A 15,064-nucleotide genomic window follows, 5' to 3' on the forward strand; every position below is an offset into this window, starting at 1 on the left:
TCGGGCGCCTGCTCCGCTGGGACGGCCGCGGCGGGCCCGCACCTCCTTCGTCGTTCGGTTCGGCCGCCGGTCGGCGGTTCAGGCCGCGCCGGTCACGGCGGGCCGGGCGGCGAGCACCCGCGCGTACACGGCCTCGGTGGCCGCCCCGACGCGCTCCCAGCCGTACCGGGAGAGCACCCGCCGCCGGCCCGCCGCGCCGCACGCGGCGCGCAGGTCCGGGTCGGCGAGAAGCTCCGCGGCCGCCCGGGCCAGGGCGGCCGGGTCGCGGGGCGGCACCAGGCGGCCGCACTCGGGGTCCGCGACCGTGTCGAGCTGGCCGCCCACGGCGGTGGCGACCACCGGCCGCCCGCAGGCCATCGCCTCCAGCGGCACGATGCCGAACGGCTCGTAGTCCGCCGGGCACACCACCACGTCCGCGCCGCGCAGCAGCGGCGCCACCTCGTCTCGGGAGACCGCGCCGGTGAACCGCACCCGGTCGGCGACCCCGGCGCGCCGGGCGGCCTCGCGCAGCCGCCGCACCTCCGGGTCGGCGCCGAGCCCGGCCGGCGGCGGCCCGCCGACCACGACCAGCTCGGTGTCGGGCAGCCGGGGCAGCGCCGCGATCGTGACGTCCGCGCCCTTGCGGGGCACGAGGCGGCCCAGCTGGACCAGCCGGTGCCGGAAGGGACCGCGCGGGGCGGCGGGCCCGGCGGGGGAGAACTGCCCGGGGTCGACGCCGCACGGCACCACGCTCACCCGCCCCGGCGGGACGCCCATGCGCCGCAGCTCCCGCACCTCGTCCCGGCAGGTGGCGATGATCCGGTCGCAGGCCAGGCCCACCTCGCACTCGGCGGCGATCCGCTCCGGCGGACTGGTGTCGGCCGCCTTCTGGTGGCGCCGCTTCACGGTGCCCAGCGCGTGGTACGTGTGCAGCAGCGGCACCCGCAGGGCGCGCGCCGCGAGGACCGCGGCGACCCCCGACATCCAGAAGTGGGAGTGCACCACGTCCGGGGGCCGCCCCCGCAGCGCCCGCGCCGTGTACCGCCCGAAGGCGTCCATGTACGGGAGCAGCTCGTCCTTCGGGACGGGCTCGGGCGGCCCCGCCGGCACGTGGTGCACGACGACGCCGGGCCGCACCGCCACCTCGTCGGGCAGCCGGCGGTCGTCCCGGCGGGTGAACACCGCCACCTCGTGGCCGCGGTCGGCGAGCGCCCCGGCGAGGCGCGCGACGTGGACGTTCTGCCCGCCCGCGTCGACGCCGCCCAGCGCCGCGAGGGGGCTGGCGTGCTCCGAGACGAGGACCACCGACAGGGGGCCCGCGGGTTCGCGGCCGGTCATGAGCGCACCTCCGTCAGCACACGCTCCCAGTCGTGCAGGAAGCGCTTGAGCCCGTACCGTTCGAGGGCGGCCTGCCGGGCCCGGGCGCCGTCCTCGGCGGCCGCCTCCGGCTCCTCCAGGTAGTGCCGGGCGGCCGCCGCCAGCACCTCCGGCCGGGTCGACAGGGTCCCGGCGCCCGCCGGGACCGCCTCCACCGCCTCCGTGGTGGCCAGCGCCACCACGGGCATGCCCAGGTGCATCGCCTCCAGCAGCGACAGGCCGAGCGAGGTCCACCGCACCGGGTGCAGGTACAGGCGCCGCTCGGCCATCGCCGCGTGCAGCTCCCGCTGCGGCAGGTCCCGGGCCCGGCACCGCTCCTCGGGCAGCCCCAGGTGCGCGGCCAGCCCCTCGGTGCGCATCCCGAACACGTCGAGGGGCGCGGCTCCGGCGAGGCCGGGCAGCAGGTCCGTGCCGGTGTGACGGCCGCGCCGGACCGGCTCGTTGACGACGACCGCAGCCCGGGGCAGCCGCCCCGTGTACAGGTGGCCGGGGTCGACGACGCCGTGCTCGACCACCACGGCGCGGGCCCGGCCGCCGTCCCAGAACAGCCGGTTGAAGTGGGTGACGTGGACGAGCGTCATCCCGTCGCGGTCGGCGCACGGGTGCCGCGTGTCGGGCACGTTCCCGTCCGGCGCGTTGTGCTCCAGGTACACGGCGGGCACGTCGCGGCCGGGGCGGCGCCCGCCCAGCCAGCGTTCGGCGAGGGCGAACTCCTCGGGCCGCTGGAGGAGCACCACGTCGACCGGTTCCTCGCGGAGCCGGTCGGGCGCCACCTCCCTCACCGTGTCCGGCCAGTTGAAGGTCCGCGCCCGGCCCCGCCCGTCGGGCCCGCGGTCGGGCAGCACGGGGACGAGGTAGGTGTGCGGGCCCTGGACGAACGCCGTCGTCCAGGAGCCGTGGACGTGCCAGAGCAGGATGTTCACCGCGCCGACCTCCTCACCGACTGGGAGTCCTGCGAGTCCGCCGTGAAGAAGCTCCCGCGGCGCACCGCGTAGGGGCCGATCGCCAGCAGGTCCACGGGGGTGGAGCCGAAGCACTCCAGGGCGTCGCGCGGGTCGTCGACCATCGGCCGGCCGGCGGTGTTGAGGCTGGTGTTGACCACCACCGGCAGGCCGGTGCGCCGTTCGAACTCCGCCAGCATCCGCGCGACCAGAGGTTCCGCCACGCGGTCGACGGTCTGGACGCGGGCCGTCCCGTCGACGTGGACGACGGCCGGGATGCGGTCGCGCCACTCGGGCGCCACCTCGTGCACGAACAGCATGTACGGGCTGGGCAGCTGCCCCGTGAAGACCTCCGCCGCCCGGTCGGCCAGCACCATCGGCGCCACCGGCCGGAACTGCTCGCGCCCCTTCACGTCGTTGAGCCGCTCCAGGTTCCCCGCGTGGCCGGGATGGGCCAGCAGGGAGCGGTGGCCGAGCGCCCTCGGGCCGTACTCCGAACGCCCCTGGAACCAGGCGACGACCGCGTTGCCGGCGAGCGCCTCCGCGACGGTCTCCGCGATGTCGGGCGGCCGTTCGAACGGCACCGCCGCCGTCTTCAGCCAGGCGCCCAGCTCCGCGTCGGACCAGTCGCGCCCCAGGTCCGCGCCGTCCATGGGCACCACCTCGTCCCCGCCGCCCGCGGCGAGCAGCAGGGCCCCGCCCAGCGCCGTGCCGGCGTCGCCGGCGGCCGGCTGCACCCAGACGCGGGAGAAGGGGCCCTCACGCGCGATACGGGCGTTCGCCACGCAGTTGAGCGCCACCCCGCCGGCGAGCGTCAGCAGCGGGTCGCGGGTCTGGCCGTGCAGCCAGCGGACCAGGTCCAGCAGCGTCTCCTCCAGCACCGCCTGGGCGCTGGCGGCGAGGTCCGCGTGGTCCTGCGTCCACGCCTCCTGCGGGCCGCGCGGCGGGCACAGCCCGTGCCACGGCACGCCCGCCGCGTGGAAGCCGCCGTCGCCGGTCGGGTACACGTAGCGGCGCAGCTCCTCCGCCATCCGCGGCCGGCCGTACGAGGCGAGCGCCATCACCTTGAACTCGTCGGAGGAGCGCAGGAACCCGAGGTGCTCGGTCAGCTCCTCGTACACCAGGCCCAGCGAGTGCGGCAGGTCCTGCGCGGCCAGCGGCTCCAGCCGGTGGTGGACGCGGCGGGCGGCGAGGTGCGAGGCCCGCTCGCCGCGCCCGTCGAGGACGAGGACGGAACACGTGTCGGCGCCGTCGGCCGCGAAGGCGCCGGAGGCGGCGTGCGCCATGTGGTGCGGCACGAACCTGACCGCCTCCGGGTCGAGGCCCGGCAGGGCCGTGCGCAGGAAGCCGGGGGCCTCGCGCGCGTAGGCGAGCCGCAGGTGGTCCCACGGGTCGTCGAGTCCCATCCGGTCGGCGGGCCTGGCGAGCGCCGGGTCGAACGAGTACGCGACGGCGTCCAGGTCCTGCGGGCGCAGCCCGGCCCGTTCGAGGCACCAGCCGGCGGCCTTCTCGGGGAGTTCCCAGGCGGAGAAGGGCACCGGCCGCTTTCCGTGCTTGCGCCGCGAGAAGCGTTCCTCCTCAGCGGCGGCGACCACGCGTCCGTCGACGACCAGCGCGGCGGCGGGGTCGTGGAAGAGGGCGTTGATTCCGAGAATGCGCATGGCGTCCCTGTCTTTCGGCGCGTCCGGGGGCGGCGTCGGGGGAGAGGAGGGAGGGGAGGGGCCGGGCGGCGGCCGTCAGCCGCCGGAGCCGGGGGACCCGTCCGCCGCGGCGGAGGCGCGGAACCAGTCGATGGTGCGCCGCAGTCCGTCCTCCGCGGGGGACCCGCGGCTCCCACTGGAGCTTGTCGCGGGCGAGCGTGATGTCCGGGCAGCGCACGGCCGGGTCGTCGGTGGGCCGCTCGATGTGGCGGATCCCGGAGCGCGAGCCGGTCAGGCCGATGACCAGCCGGGCCAGCTCCAGCATGGTGATCTCGGCGGGGTTGCCGATGTTCACCGGGCCGCGCAGTCCGTGCGCGGCGGCGGCCAGGACGCCCCCGACGGTGTCGTCCACGTAGCACAGCGACCGCGTCTGCAACCCGTCGCCGGTGACCGTCAGCGGCTCGCCGGCCAGCGCCTGCCGGATGAACGTCGGCACGGCGCGCCCGTCGCGGCCGCGCATCCGCGGTCCGTAGGTGTTGAACAGCCGGACGATGCCCGTGTCCGTGCCGTACGTCTCGGCCTGGGCGGTCGTCAGCGCCTCCGCGAACCGCTTCGCCTCGTCGTACACGCTGCGCGGGCCGACCGGGTTGACGTTGCCCCAGTACCGCTCGTTCTGCGGGTGCTGCTCGGGGTCGCCGTACACCTCGGAGGTGGAGGCCAGCAGGAACCGCGCGCCCGCCCGGTGGGCCAGGGCCAGCGCGTGCCGGGTGCCGAGGCTGCCGGCCTCCAGCGTGTGCAGGGGGGAGCCGCAGGTAGTCGGCGGGCGAGGCGGGCGAGGCGAAGTGCAGTACCAGGTCGGGCGGGCGGTCCACCTCGAACGGCTCCGAGACGTTCGCCTCCAGCAGGGTGAAACCGGGGTGGTCCAGCAGCGGGGAGACGTTCTCCCGCCGCCCGGTGCTGAAGTCGTCCACGCACGTCACGGCCGTGCCGGCGGCCAGCAGCGCGGAGCACAGGTGGGACCCGACGAAGCCTGCGCCGCCCGTCACGACGGCGTGCTGCCAACTCCGGGCGAAGGTGTTCATACGGTCTCCTCGGTCGTCGGTCACGGTGCCACCGTCTCCGTGGTCAGCAGGTCCGCCAGCGCGGGCATCCCGCCCTCGGCGAGCGCCCTGCGCTGGAAGTCGGCGGGGGTGCCCTCCTGGAGCAACCGGTGCACCAGCGAGGTCACCTGGCGGGCGTCCCCCGCCTCCTCCAGCGCGGGGGCCACGGAGTCGAGCAGCCGGCACAGCACGTCGCCGGCCCGGCGGCTCCTGCCCTCGGGGTCCATCAGCAGGTCGCTCAGCCCGTGCCGCGCCGCGCACCAGTTGGCGGCCTGCAGCAGCTCCGGGGAGCAGTGGGGGAGGGGCTCCCCGGCCTCCTCCGCCCGCAGGGCCGTGGCCACCATGGCCCTGATCAGCCCGGCGAACATCACCGCGGCGTCGGCCCTCAGCTGCACGTCGGTACAGCGCACCTCCAGGGTGGGGTAGCGCTCCGACAGCCGCGCCTGCCAGTAGACCTGGCCGGTGTCGGAGATCACCCCGGAGTCCAGCAGGATCCGCACCCGCCGGTCGTGGTCGGCGGCGTCGGTGAAGGAGGGCGGGGGCCGCTCACCGCCCACCTGCCGAAGATCACCGTCCGCCAGCTGGCGAAGCCGGTGTCGTGGCCGTCCCACAGCGGGGAGTTCGACGCCATCGCCACCAGGACCGGCAGCCAGGGCCTGATCCGGTTGAGCGCGGCGACCGCGGCGGACCGTCCGGGCACGGCGACGTGTACGTGCATGCCGTTGACCAGCTGCTCGTCGACCAGCTGGGGCGCCTGCGAGCGCATCGCCAGGTAGCGGGCGCTGCGGGTGACCGGCACGGGCTCCGGCCCGCGGTACGGGGCGGTGCCCGCCGCCACGAGCCGGCAGCCGTTCTTCTCGGCGGCCGCCCCCAGGGCGTGCCGCAACCGCAGGAGGTGGCCCCCGACCTCGCCGAGGTCGGAGCAGACGGGGGTGGCCACCTCGATCTGGGACTGCAGGAGTTCGGACTGGACCTCCTCGTCCTCCGCGATCGGGCCCAGCCCCGCCGTCCTGCGCACCTCGTCGGCGAGGGGCAGCGGCAGACAGGTGACCGGGTCGACGAGGAAGAACTCCTCCTCGACCCCAACAGTGATCATGTGGCGCCGAGTACCCGTAAAGAAAACGACAAATCGGTATATACGGGGCGAAGCGCTTCGGTCACCCGATCGGTCGACACGGCGTGCGGGGACGGGGAGCGCGGGGCCCGCCCGGGGCTCCGGCCGGGGGAGCGGCACCGCCTCCGGGCTCCGGGCGACGGCCGCCTCGGCGGTGCCGTCCGGCGGGCCGCGACGGGCGGGGACGGGGCGCGCGGCGGGCCCGGGGCGGACCGGGTGAACCGGCCGTGGGCGCGCGGCGGCGCACCGGCCGCGGGCGGTCACGACGGCGGTCGTGCGGGGGGCGAGGACGGTCGTGCGCGGGCCCCCTCCAGGTGCGGCAGCAGGGCGGCGAGGACCTCGTCCGGCTCGATGCGCAGCAGCCGCGGGTCCGGTTCCCGGCCGTGCGGGTCGCCCGGCGGCCCGGGGTGCCACAGCGCCACGTGCCGCGTGTCCGGCGGAGGACCCCACAGGCGCGGCGGCACGGGCCCGAACAGCGTCACCGACGGCGCCCCGTACGCCACGGCGACGTGCGCCACGCCGGTGTCCCCGCTGACCACGGCCGCCGCCCCGGCGCACAGCGCGGCCAGCCGCCCGTACGGCAACCCGCCCGCCAGCACCTCCCCTTCGCCGAGCCCGGCCGGTCCGGCCACGCGCGCGAGGAGCCCGTCCTCGCCCGGCCCGCCGGTCAGCACCACCCGGTGGCCGCGCCGCCGCAGCTCCCGCACCACCCGCGCGTACCGCCCGGGCGGCCAGCGCCTGGCCGCGGCGTCCGCGCCCGGGTGGACCACCACCGCGCCCGGCGCGGGGAAGGGCTCGCGCGGCGGGGGGAGCCGCAGGTCGCCGGGGTCGGCCGGGATGCCGTACCACTCCAGCAGCCGGCACCAGCGCTTCCGTTCGTGCTCGTCCACCCTCCACACCGGACCCCGGACGTGCGGGGTCCCCGGGTGGGCGAACGCCAGCAGCCGGCCGGGACGCGTCCGCTCCAGCAGCAGGTGGCTGGAGGGGCCCTTCCCGTGCAGGTCGACCGCGGCCTCCGGCGGCGGTCCCGGCCACGCCAGGCGCACCGGCACGGCCCGCCCCGGCGCCGAGGCGGGCAGCAGCGCGTCGACCGCGTCGACGGCCGCCGCCGCGTCCGCCAGCGCCCGCGGGGCCGCGAGCACCACCTCGTGCCCGGGGAAGCCGCGCCGCACCGCCCTCAGCGCGGGCACCGCGGCCAGCAGGTCGCCCAGCCCGAGCGCCCGCAGCACCAGGACCCGCGGCCTCACCCCCCGGCCCCCAGCAGCTTGCCCACGGCCGCCACCACGTCCTCGGCCGTCACCCCGTCCAGGCACGGGTGGCCCGGCACCGGGCACTCCCGGGCGCGCGATCCCGCGCACGGGGCGTCCTGCCCGCCGAGGAGGACGTGCGGGACGCCGTACGGGCCCCAGCGTTCCGCGGGCACGACCGGCGAGAACAGCGACACCACCGGGGTGCCGACCGCCGCCGCCAGGTGGGCCGGGCCGGTGTTGCCGGTGACCACCGCGCCCGCCGCCGCGAGCACCGCCGCCAGCTCCGGCGGGCGGGTCCGCCCGCCGAGGTCCACGCCGTGCGCACCCGCCACGTGCGCGGTGAGTCCCCGTTCGCCGGGGCCGCCCGTGACGACGACGCGGTGGCCCGCCCCGGCGAGCAGCCGCACCGCCTGGGCGCACCGGTCGGGGCTCCACCGGCGGGCCGGGACGCTCGCGCCGGGGTGGACGGCGACGTACGGACCGGGGCCGGTCAGCTCCGGCGCGCCCGCCGCGTGCCGCACCCGCAGCCGCCCGTCGTCCCCCGGCGGGCGGGGGAAGCCGGCCGCCTCGGCCAGCGCGAGGGCCGCCTCCGCCTCGTGGGCGCGCGGGGGCCGCCGGTGGCGCACGTCCAGCAGGGAGCCGGGGGCGTCCACGCTGTCCGCCGCGATGTGCGCGACGCCCGCCATGCGCAGCAGCAGCGCCGCCGGCAGCGGGCTCTGGTGGAACGAGGTCAGCACCAGCGCCGCGTCGAACCGGCCCGCGGCCAGCCGGTCGACGACCCGCCCGACGTCCGCCCGGTCCACCGCCGGCGGGGAGAACCCCACCCACGGCGCCTCCCACACCAGCACCTCCGCCACGCCCGGGAGCAGCCGCGCCGCGGGCGCCCCCTGCGGCCCGCACAGCATCGCCACCCGGTCCGCGCGGTGTGCCACCGCCCGTACGGCGGGGCCGGCCAGCAGGACGTCCCCGAAGCTGTCGAGGCGTACGACGAGCGCCCTCACACCGGCCCCCGCACCGCCGGCCGGTGCCCCAGCACGTACCGCACGGCGCCGAGCAGGTCCCGGCACACGTCCGGCGCGGACGCCACCTCGGCGGGCAGCGTCCTCGCCGTCGGCACCAGCACGCCCCGGGCGCCCGCGGCGTGCGCCGCCTCCACGTCCGCACCGATGTCGCCGACGACCACGCACCGGTCGGCCGGCACGCGGAGCCGCCGCGCCGCCTCCAGCACGAGCCCCGGCGCGGGCTTGCGGCAGGCGCAGCCGTCGCCGGGCGCGTGCGGGCAGTGCACCCACACGTCCAGCGGCCCGCCCAGCAGCAGCTCGACGCGGGCGTTCACCTCCCCCACCTCCGCCTCGGTGAGCAGGCCGCGCGCGATGCCCGACTGGTTGGAGACGACCCCCACCGGCGTCCCGTGCGCCCGCAGCAGCCGTACCGCCTCCCGGGCGCCCGGCATCAGCCGCACCCGCCCGGGGTCCCCGTTGTACGGCACGTCGACGATCAGGGTGTCGTCGCGGTCGAACAGCACCGCGGCGGGCGGGGCGCCCTCCCCGGCGGCCCTCCCGCCGGGCCCGGCGCCGCCCCGGCGCCCGTCCGCCTCCCGGGCCGGTCCGCCGGCGCCGCCCGTCCGGCTCACGCGGCACCGCCCTGCCAGGCCCCGGCCGAGCGGTGGCGCAGCTCCCCGGCGAGACGGTGCCAGGTGGCGAGCACCGGGACGGCCGCGCTGGTCACCGCCATGGTGAGCACCTCGTCGCGGGTGCGCGGCCCGGGTGCGATCCGCGCCCGGGCGAACTCCGCCGTCCCCAGCAGCCAGCCGGCCGCAGCGAGCGCCGCCACCCGGCGCCGTCCGGCCGCCGCGAGGGCCAGGGCCAGCACGCCGGCCGCGGTGGTCGCCGCGTGCCGCCTGATCCGGCCGCGCGGGGCGGCGGCGCGCGCCCACCAGTCGGGTCCGTGCAGCCTCACCATCAGCGCGTCGTCGGCGTTGCCCCGCTGAGCCCGCAGCGACACCCACCGGTCCGCCGGGCGCACCGGGTGCTCCGTGCGGCGGGTACCGCGCCGGATCAGCCAGCCCGCGGCGATCACCCGCAGCGCCAGGTCCGCGTCCTCGCGGAACGCGCGCCGGAACCGCTCGTCGAAGCCGCCCACGGCGCGCAGCGCCTCCGTGCGGTACGCCATGTCGGCCGTCGCCCACAGGGCCCGCTCCAGCCCGGCCGTGTTCCGCTCCCAGTCCGTGGGGCGCCGGCGGGCGGGCAGGGGGACGCGCAGCACGCCCTGGACGCCGCCCGTGTCGGGCGAGGCGGCGGCGAGGTCGCGGACGAGCTCGGTCCGCCAGGAGGGACCGACGCGCACGTCGTCGTCGAGGAAGACGGCCCACGGCTCGGTCACCCCACGCAGCCCGGTGTTGCGGGCCGCGGCCGGCCCGCGCCCGCCGCTGCGGAGCAGGACGGCGCGGTCGGCGAGCGCGCCCAGCGCGTCCAGCGGCAGGCTGCCGGGGGCCTCTCCGGGCGGCGGCTCTCCGGGCCGGTCGTCGACGACGACGATCCGGCGCGGCGCGGGACCCCGGCTGGCGGCGAGGGCCCCGAGGCAGTCGGCGAGGCAGGGCCGCCCGACGGTGGGGACGACCACGGCGTACGGAGCGGGCGGATGACTCATGCGGCGCCTCCCGATCGGGACCGGTCACAGGGGCGTACGGAATGCCCGGGTTTGATCACTCTACGCACGGAAGACGTCGTTCCGCAGGCCGATGCGGCCCGATCCGGGGCACACCTCCCGAAGGGCGCGGTGCCGGTCCTGAGGGGGCTTCGCCGGAGGCCGGGCGGCCGGGGCTTCGGGAGGCCGGGCCGCCGGGGCTCCCGGGCGGCTCGCCTCCGGGGCCGACGAGGTCCGGGCGCGGATCGCGTCGGACGGAAGTCCGCCCCCTCGGGCGCCCCGACGCCCGGGCGCCGGGGCGCCCGGACCGCGACGTCCAGGGGCCCCGGCGGTCCTTGGCGCGGTTCCGCGGTGCGGCCCCGGGGTGCCCGCCCGTACCCGCGCCCCCGTGCGCCGAGCGGGACCGGGGCGCGGGCGGTCCGCGCCCGGCTCGGGCGGCCCGTGCCCGGGGGCGGACCGCCCGGCGCGGGCGCGGGGTGCGGCGCCGGGGGGTTTGTCGGTGTTCACCGGCTGGGGGCGCCCGTAGCCGGATTGGCCCGAATGACCGAGAATGGTTTACTCTTCATCTATGCGGTCGCGAAGGAGACCCCCTCCGCGCTGCGTGAGCCGCCCCGGCTGGTCCCCCCCGTCCAGCCGGGGCTCTTCCCTTCCCCGGGTTCCTCCGGCCCCTCGGACCTCCCGGATTTCCGCGCCCCGGGCATGACCTCGCGCTGCCGAGGAACTCCGGGGGGATGACCGAATACGAACGCTCCCTGACGATGCCCGCCCCGCCCGAGCAGGTCTACGACCAGGCGGCCGACGTCGGCCGCCTGGAGGAGTGGCTGCCCGGCGACCTCCACGTCCACGCGGGCGAACTGCCCGCCGTGACCGTCCACGAGGACCGCACCGACGAGGACACCCCGGCGCTGCTGAAACCCCGCAAGGAGCAGATGCGCCTGGAGTGGGGGACCCGCGGGGAGGGCTCCTACGCCGGCTGGCTCCAGGTCGCCGGCATCGACTCCGGGGCCAGCGAGGTCACCGTCCACCTCTCCTTCTTCGACGAGGCCCACGACCCCGGCGAGCGGCACGTCACCGAGGCGCTGGAGCGGAGCCTGCGCCGCCTGGAGGAACAGGTGCGCCTCCGCGTCGACACCTCGAACGGCTGACCGGGGCGAACCGGCCGCCCCGGTGCGGCGCCCCCGGCGTCACGTCTCCACACCCGGCCGCGGCGGCTCGCCGCCGGTCCCGCGCAGGCGGGCGGCGAGGGCCGCCAGCCGGGGGTGACGCTCGTTGCGCTCCGCCGCGCGCAGGTCGAGTTCCTGGATCAGCCGCTCGGTGCGCTTGTCCACGTCCAGCTCGTCCAGGATCCGGTCGACCTCGCTGAGCAGCGCCCCGTGCAGCTGCCACTGCCGGGGGTGCTCCTGCACGTCCTCCAGCAGCAGATCGGCCACCCGGTCGCGGACGGCGCGCCCGTCCGCGAGGGCCCGGGTGAGCCGTGCCTCCGCCTCCTCGGCGTTCGCCGCCACCTGGGTGGTGATCAGCCGGGCGAAGCTCTCCACGGCGTGCGCCATGAGCCCGAACAGCTCCCGCAGCAGCGCCGCCACGTCCGCAGGCATCAGCGGCTCGCCGGTGCGGTGCTTCGCCAGGTCCGTCACCGTCCGCGACATGACGCGCAGCACCACGGCGCAGATCTCCAGGGTGTCCAGGCCGGTCCGCAGCACGACCCGCGCCAGCAGGCCGTCCCGCACGCGTGGATTGAGCCGCAGGCTCTCCTCCGCCTGCCGCAGCGAGGCGTCGACCTCCACGATCGCGTGGTCGAGCCGTCGTGCCTCGTGCAGCCGGGCCGCCGCGTGCGCCACCGGCACGTGGCGCAGGTCCGCGACGTCCTCGCCCATGGCGCGCAGCATGCGCCCTATCCCGGAGGCCAGGCCCTCGATGGAGGCCCCGGCGGGCTGCACCCACACCGGCGGCGCGAGCAGCAGGTTGAACAGCAGTCCGACCCCCGCCCCGATCAGCGTCTCTAGAATCCGGTGCCAGGCGGCCGAGCCCACCTGGGTCACGCCGAGCACCAGCATCGCGCTGATCGCGACCTCGGGGACGAACTCGTCGACCCGCACCAGGTGGCCCACGACCAGCGCCGCGAAGATCGTCAGGCCGAGGCTCCACCAGCTCAGGCCGACCAGTGCGCTGAACCCGATCGCCACCATCACCCCGGCGATCACCGAGTTGACCCGGCGGACCCCGGTGGTGAGCGTCGCGTAGAGCGTCACCTGCACCACCAGCAGCGCCGTCAGGGGCGCCGTCAGTGGTGCGGGTTGCGCGGGAAGCATCGCCAGGGCGACCACGTAGGCGATGACCGCGGCCCCTGTCGACCGCAGCGTCTGCACGGCGACGGGTTCCCTCGTCCGCCGCACCAGTTTGAACACGGGGGCTGTCGTCACATCCGGCATCCCGTTCCCCTGCCCTCTCGCGTCGCGCTCACAACCGTCCGCCCGCCCGGGTTTGCCGCCCGCCCGGCGTGGTACCGGCGGATCCATGAAGCGAGGAACCCCCGTCGCCGTCGTCACCGGCTCCGACTCCGGCATCGGCCGCGCCGCGGCCGCCCGCCTCGCCGCGGACGGCATGGACGTGGGCGTCACCTGGCACACCGACCGCGAGGGCGCGCTGCGCACCGCCGAGGAGGTGCAGTCCCACGGCCGCCGCGCCGCCGTCGCCCGGATGGACCTGACCGGGCTGCCGGACGCCGCGCACGTCGTCGACGACCTGGCCGGCGAACTCGGCAGGATCGACGTCCTGGTCAACAACGCGGGCACCGGCACCGCCACGCCCTTCCTCGACCTGCCGTACGAGACCGTGCGCGCCGTCCTCGACGTGGACCTGGTCGGTCCTTTCCTGTGCACCCAGCTCGCCGCCCGCCGCATGATCGAGCAGGGCGACGGCGGGCGCGTCGTCAACGTCACCTCGGTGCACGAGCACCAGCCCCGGGTCGGCGCCGCCCCCTACTGCGCCGCCAAGGGCGGGCTGGGGCTGCTGACGCAGGTGATGGCGCTGGAGCTCGCCGAGCACGGGATCACCGTCAACGCGGTCGCGCCCGGCGAGATCGCCACCCCCATGACCGGGCAGGAGGACCGGGACGTCCGCGAGGAGCGCCGCCCCGGCATCCCGCTCGGCCGCCCGGGCGACGCCCGCGAGGTCGCGGCCGTCATCGCCTTCCTGGCGGGGGAGGAGGCCTCGTACGTCACCGGGGCGTCCTGGACCGTCGACGGCGGGATGCTGCGGATGGGCCCCCAGGCGGGCTCCCACCTGCAGAGCGACGCCTGGCGCCGCCCCTGACCCCCGCCGCCCCGCCCGAGCCGTCCGGGCGGAGTGGCGGGGGCGCGGCGTCAGCGCGAGACCACGAACCGCTCGTCGGGCACGCAGTGGGTCATCGTCAGCCCGGTCACGTCCCGCGGCGGGTTCCCGCCCAGGTTGGCGAGCCGTTTGCGGTCCTCGTCGGTGAGCGTCTGGCCCGGCAGCGGCTCCAGCCCCGCCACGTCCCGCGGGCCGATGCCGATCCCCTCGCCGACCCGCAGGCCGAGCTCGTCGTCGACCATCAGGAAGTGCCAGACCATCCGCTCCTGCACGGGCCGGTCGCACTGCCCGAGCGCGTTGACGAGGTTGAGCACCAGGTCGTCGCGCTCCCACTGCTCCATCAGCCGGTAGCGCTGGCCGGCCTGCAGGTAGTCGTTGGCGCGCGGGATGCGCTTGCGGGTGAGGCGGCCGCGGATCTCCGGCCCCTGCTCGTCGTGGGCCGGGTCCGGGGCCTCCCGCAGCCCGCCCCGGACGGACGGTTCGTAGTTGACGTCCGGGTTCTCCCCGGCACCGTCCACGTGGTACGTCATCTGGCCGTCGCGCTGGTTGGTGCGGACGTCCGCGTTCTTGGCGTGGTTGACCGGCAGTTGCAGGTAGTTGGGGCCGACCCGGTACCGCTGGGTGTCGCTGTAGGAGAACGTCCGGCCCACCAGCATCTTGTCGTCCGAGAAGTCCAGGCCGTCCACGAGCACGCCCGTGCCGAAGGAGATCTGCTCGTTCTCCGCGAAGAAGTTCTCCGGCATCCGGTTCAGCACCATCCGCCCCACCGGCTTCGGCGGGAAGTCCTGCTCCGGCCAGGTCTTGGTGTCGTCCAGCGGGTCGAAGTCGAGCTCCGGGTGCTCGTCGTCCGACATCATCTGGACGAGCAGCTCCCACTCCGGGTGGTCGCCGCGCGCCACCGCCTCGTACAGGTCCTTCGTGGCGTGGCCGAGCCCCCGCGCCTGCATGTTCGCGGCGTCCTCCTCGGTCATGCTCCGCACGCCCTGCTTCGGCATCCAGTGGTACTTGACCAGCACCGTGTCGCCCTCGGCGTTGACCCACTTGTACGTGTTGACGCCGAAGCCCTGCATGTGGCGGTAGTCCGAGGGGATGCCGCGCGGGCTGAACAGGTTGACGAGCATGTGCATGCTCTCGGGGGTCTGCGACATGAAGTCGAAGATCCGCCGGGGCTGCTGCTCGAAGGTGACCGGGTCCGGTTTCAGCGAGTGGATCACGTCCGGGAACTTGATCGCGTCCCGGATGAAGAACACGCCCAGGTTGTTGCCGACCAGGTCCCAGTTGCCGTCCTCGGTGTAGAACTTCACGGCGAAGCCGCGCGGGTCGCGCGCCGACTCCGAGGAGTCGCGCCCGCCGATCACCGTGGAGAACCGCACGGCCAGGTCGGTGCGCTTGCCGCGCTCCTGGAACAGCTTCGCCCGGGTGTACCGGCTGATCGGCTCGTCGCCCCAGGAGCCGTACGCCTCGAAGTACCCGTACGCGGTGACGCCGCGGGCGTGGACGACGCGCTCGGGGATGCGCTCCCGGTCGAAGTGGCTGATCTTCTCCAGGAACTGGTAGTTCTCCAGCGTCGCCGGGCCGCGGGCGCCGACCGTGCGCTGGTTCTGGTTGTCGTGGACCGGGTGGCCCTGGCGGTTGGTGAGCACCTTCCGGCTGTCGTCCGTCATGATCTCCGGCTCCTCTCGGGATG

11 protein-coding genes and 2 pseudogenes are annotated in these 15,064 nt (G+C 76.6%); 2 read left to right on the forward strand and 11 right to left on the reverse strand.

Going from position 1 to position 15,064, the window contains the following annotated elements:
- Window positions 1-78 precede the first annotated feature (78 nt).
- From LUW75_RS23130 to LUW75_RS23170, 9 genes and pseudogenes are all read right to left on the reverse strand, one after another.
- Window positions 79-1,317, reverse strand: a complete 1,239-nt coding sequence (locus LUW75_RS23130) for a glycosyltransferase (protein ID WP_250337332.1) — start codon at window positions 1,315-1,317, stop codon at window positions 79-81.
- On the reverse strand, window positions 1,314-2,279 hold the full coding sequence (locus LUW75_RS23135) for a glycosyltransferase (RefSeq protein ID WP_250337333.1): 966 nt from the start codon (window positions 2,277-2,279) through the stop codon (window positions 1,314-1,316). Before LUW75_RS23135 ends, LUW75_RS23130 begins: the two co-directional genes overlap by 4 nt.
- A complete protein-coding gene (locus LUW75_RS23140) occupies window positions 2,276-3,958 on the reverse strand; it encodes a carbamoyltransferase family protein (RefSeq protein WP_250337334.1) in 1,683 nt (560 codons plus the stop codon). The genes LUW75_RS23135 and LUW75_RS23140 overlap by 4 nt, the downstream gene beginning before the upstream one ends.
- 75 nt (window positions 3,959-4,033) lie before the next feature.
- Window positions 4,034-5,019, reverse strand: a pseudogene (locus tag LUW75_RS23145) (UDP-glucuronic acid decarboxylase family protein).
- A gap of 20 nt (window positions 5,020-5,039) precedes the next feature.
- Window positions 5,040-6,133: pseudogene (locus tag LUW75_RS23150) on the reverse strand (carboxylate-amine ligase).
- Between the two features lie 278 nt (window positions 6,134-6,411).
- Window positions 6,412-7,398 carry a glycosyltransferase family 9 protein gene (locus LUW75_RS23155; protein WP_250337335.1) on the reverse strand — a complete coding sequence of 329 codons (987 nt, stop codon included), beginning with the start codon at window positions 7,396-7,398 and terminating at the stop codon, window positions 6,412-6,414.
- Window positions 7,395-8,402 carry a glycosyltransferase family 9 protein gene (locus LUW75_RS23160; protein WP_250337336.1) on the reverse strand — a complete coding sequence of 336 codons (1,008 nt, stop codon included), beginning with the start codon at window positions 8,400-8,402 and terminating at the stop codon, window positions 7,395-7,397. The genes LUW75_RS23155 and LUW75_RS23160 overlap by 4 nt, the downstream gene beginning before the upstream one ends.
- Window positions 8,399-9,034, reverse strand: coding sequence for a D-glycero-alpha-D-manno-heptose-1,7-bisphosphate 7-phosphatase (locus tag LUW75_RS23165; RefSeq protein ID WP_250337337.1), 636 nt, complete (start codon window positions 9,032-9,034; stop codon window positions 8,399-8,401). The genes LUW75_RS23160 and LUW75_RS23165 overlap by 4 nt, the downstream gene beginning before the upstream one ends.
- Window positions 9,031-10,050 (reverse strand): glycosyltransferase, encoded by a 1,020-nt coding sequence (locus tag LUW75_RS23170; protein WP_250337338.1) that lies wholly within the window; start codon window positions 10,048-10,050, stop codon window positions 9,031-9,033. The genes LUW75_RS23165 and LUW75_RS23170 overlap by 4 nt, the downstream gene beginning before the upstream one ends.
- 728 nt (window positions 10,051-10,778) lie before the next feature.
- On the opposite strand from LUW75_RS23170, the gene LUW75_RS23175 reads away from it, so the two are divergent.
- On the forward strand, window positions 10,779-11,192 hold the full coding sequence (locus LUW75_RS23175) for an SRPBCC family protein (protein ID WP_250337339.1): 414 nt from the start codon (window positions 10,779-10,781) through the stop codon (window positions 11,190-11,192).
- A 39-nt stretch (window positions 11,193-11,231) separates the two neighbouring features.
- On the opposite strand, the gene LUW75_RS23180 is transcribed toward LUW75_RS23175, so the two are convergent.
- Window positions 11,232-12,476: an FUSC family protein gene (locus LUW75_RS23180; RefSeq protein ID WP_250337340.1), complete on the reverse strand. Its 1,245-nt coding sequence runs from the start codon at window positions 12,474-12,476 to the stop codon at window positions 11,232-11,234.
- 85 nt (window positions 12,477-12,561) lie between these two features.
- Here LUW75_RS23180 and LUW75_RS23185 point away from each other — a divergent pair, with 85 nt between their 5' ends.
- On the forward strand, window positions 12,562-13,359 hold the full coding sequence (locus LUW75_RS23185; protein WP_250337341.1) for an SDR family oxidoreductase: 798 nt from the start codon (window positions 12,562-12,564) through the stop codon (window positions 13,357-13,359).
- Between the two features lie 50 nt (window positions 13,360-13,409).
- Here LUW75_RS23185 and LUW75_RS23190 read toward each other — a convergent pair whose 3' ends face one another.
- Window positions 13,410-15,041 carry a catalase gene (locus tag LUW75_RS23190; protein ID WP_250337342.1) on the reverse strand — a complete coding sequence of 544 codons (1,632 nt, stop codon included), beginning with the start codon at window positions 15,039-15,041 and terminating at the stop codon, window positions 13,410-13,412.
- Between the last annotated feature and the right edge of the window lie 23 nt (window positions 15,042-15,064).

Origin of the sequence: Streptomyces sp. MRC013 (assembly GCF_023614235.1) — a bacterium.
In the GTDB taxonomy this organism is placed as follows: domain Bacteria; phylum Actinomycetota; class Actinomycetes; order Streptomycetales; family Streptomycetaceae; genus Streptomyces.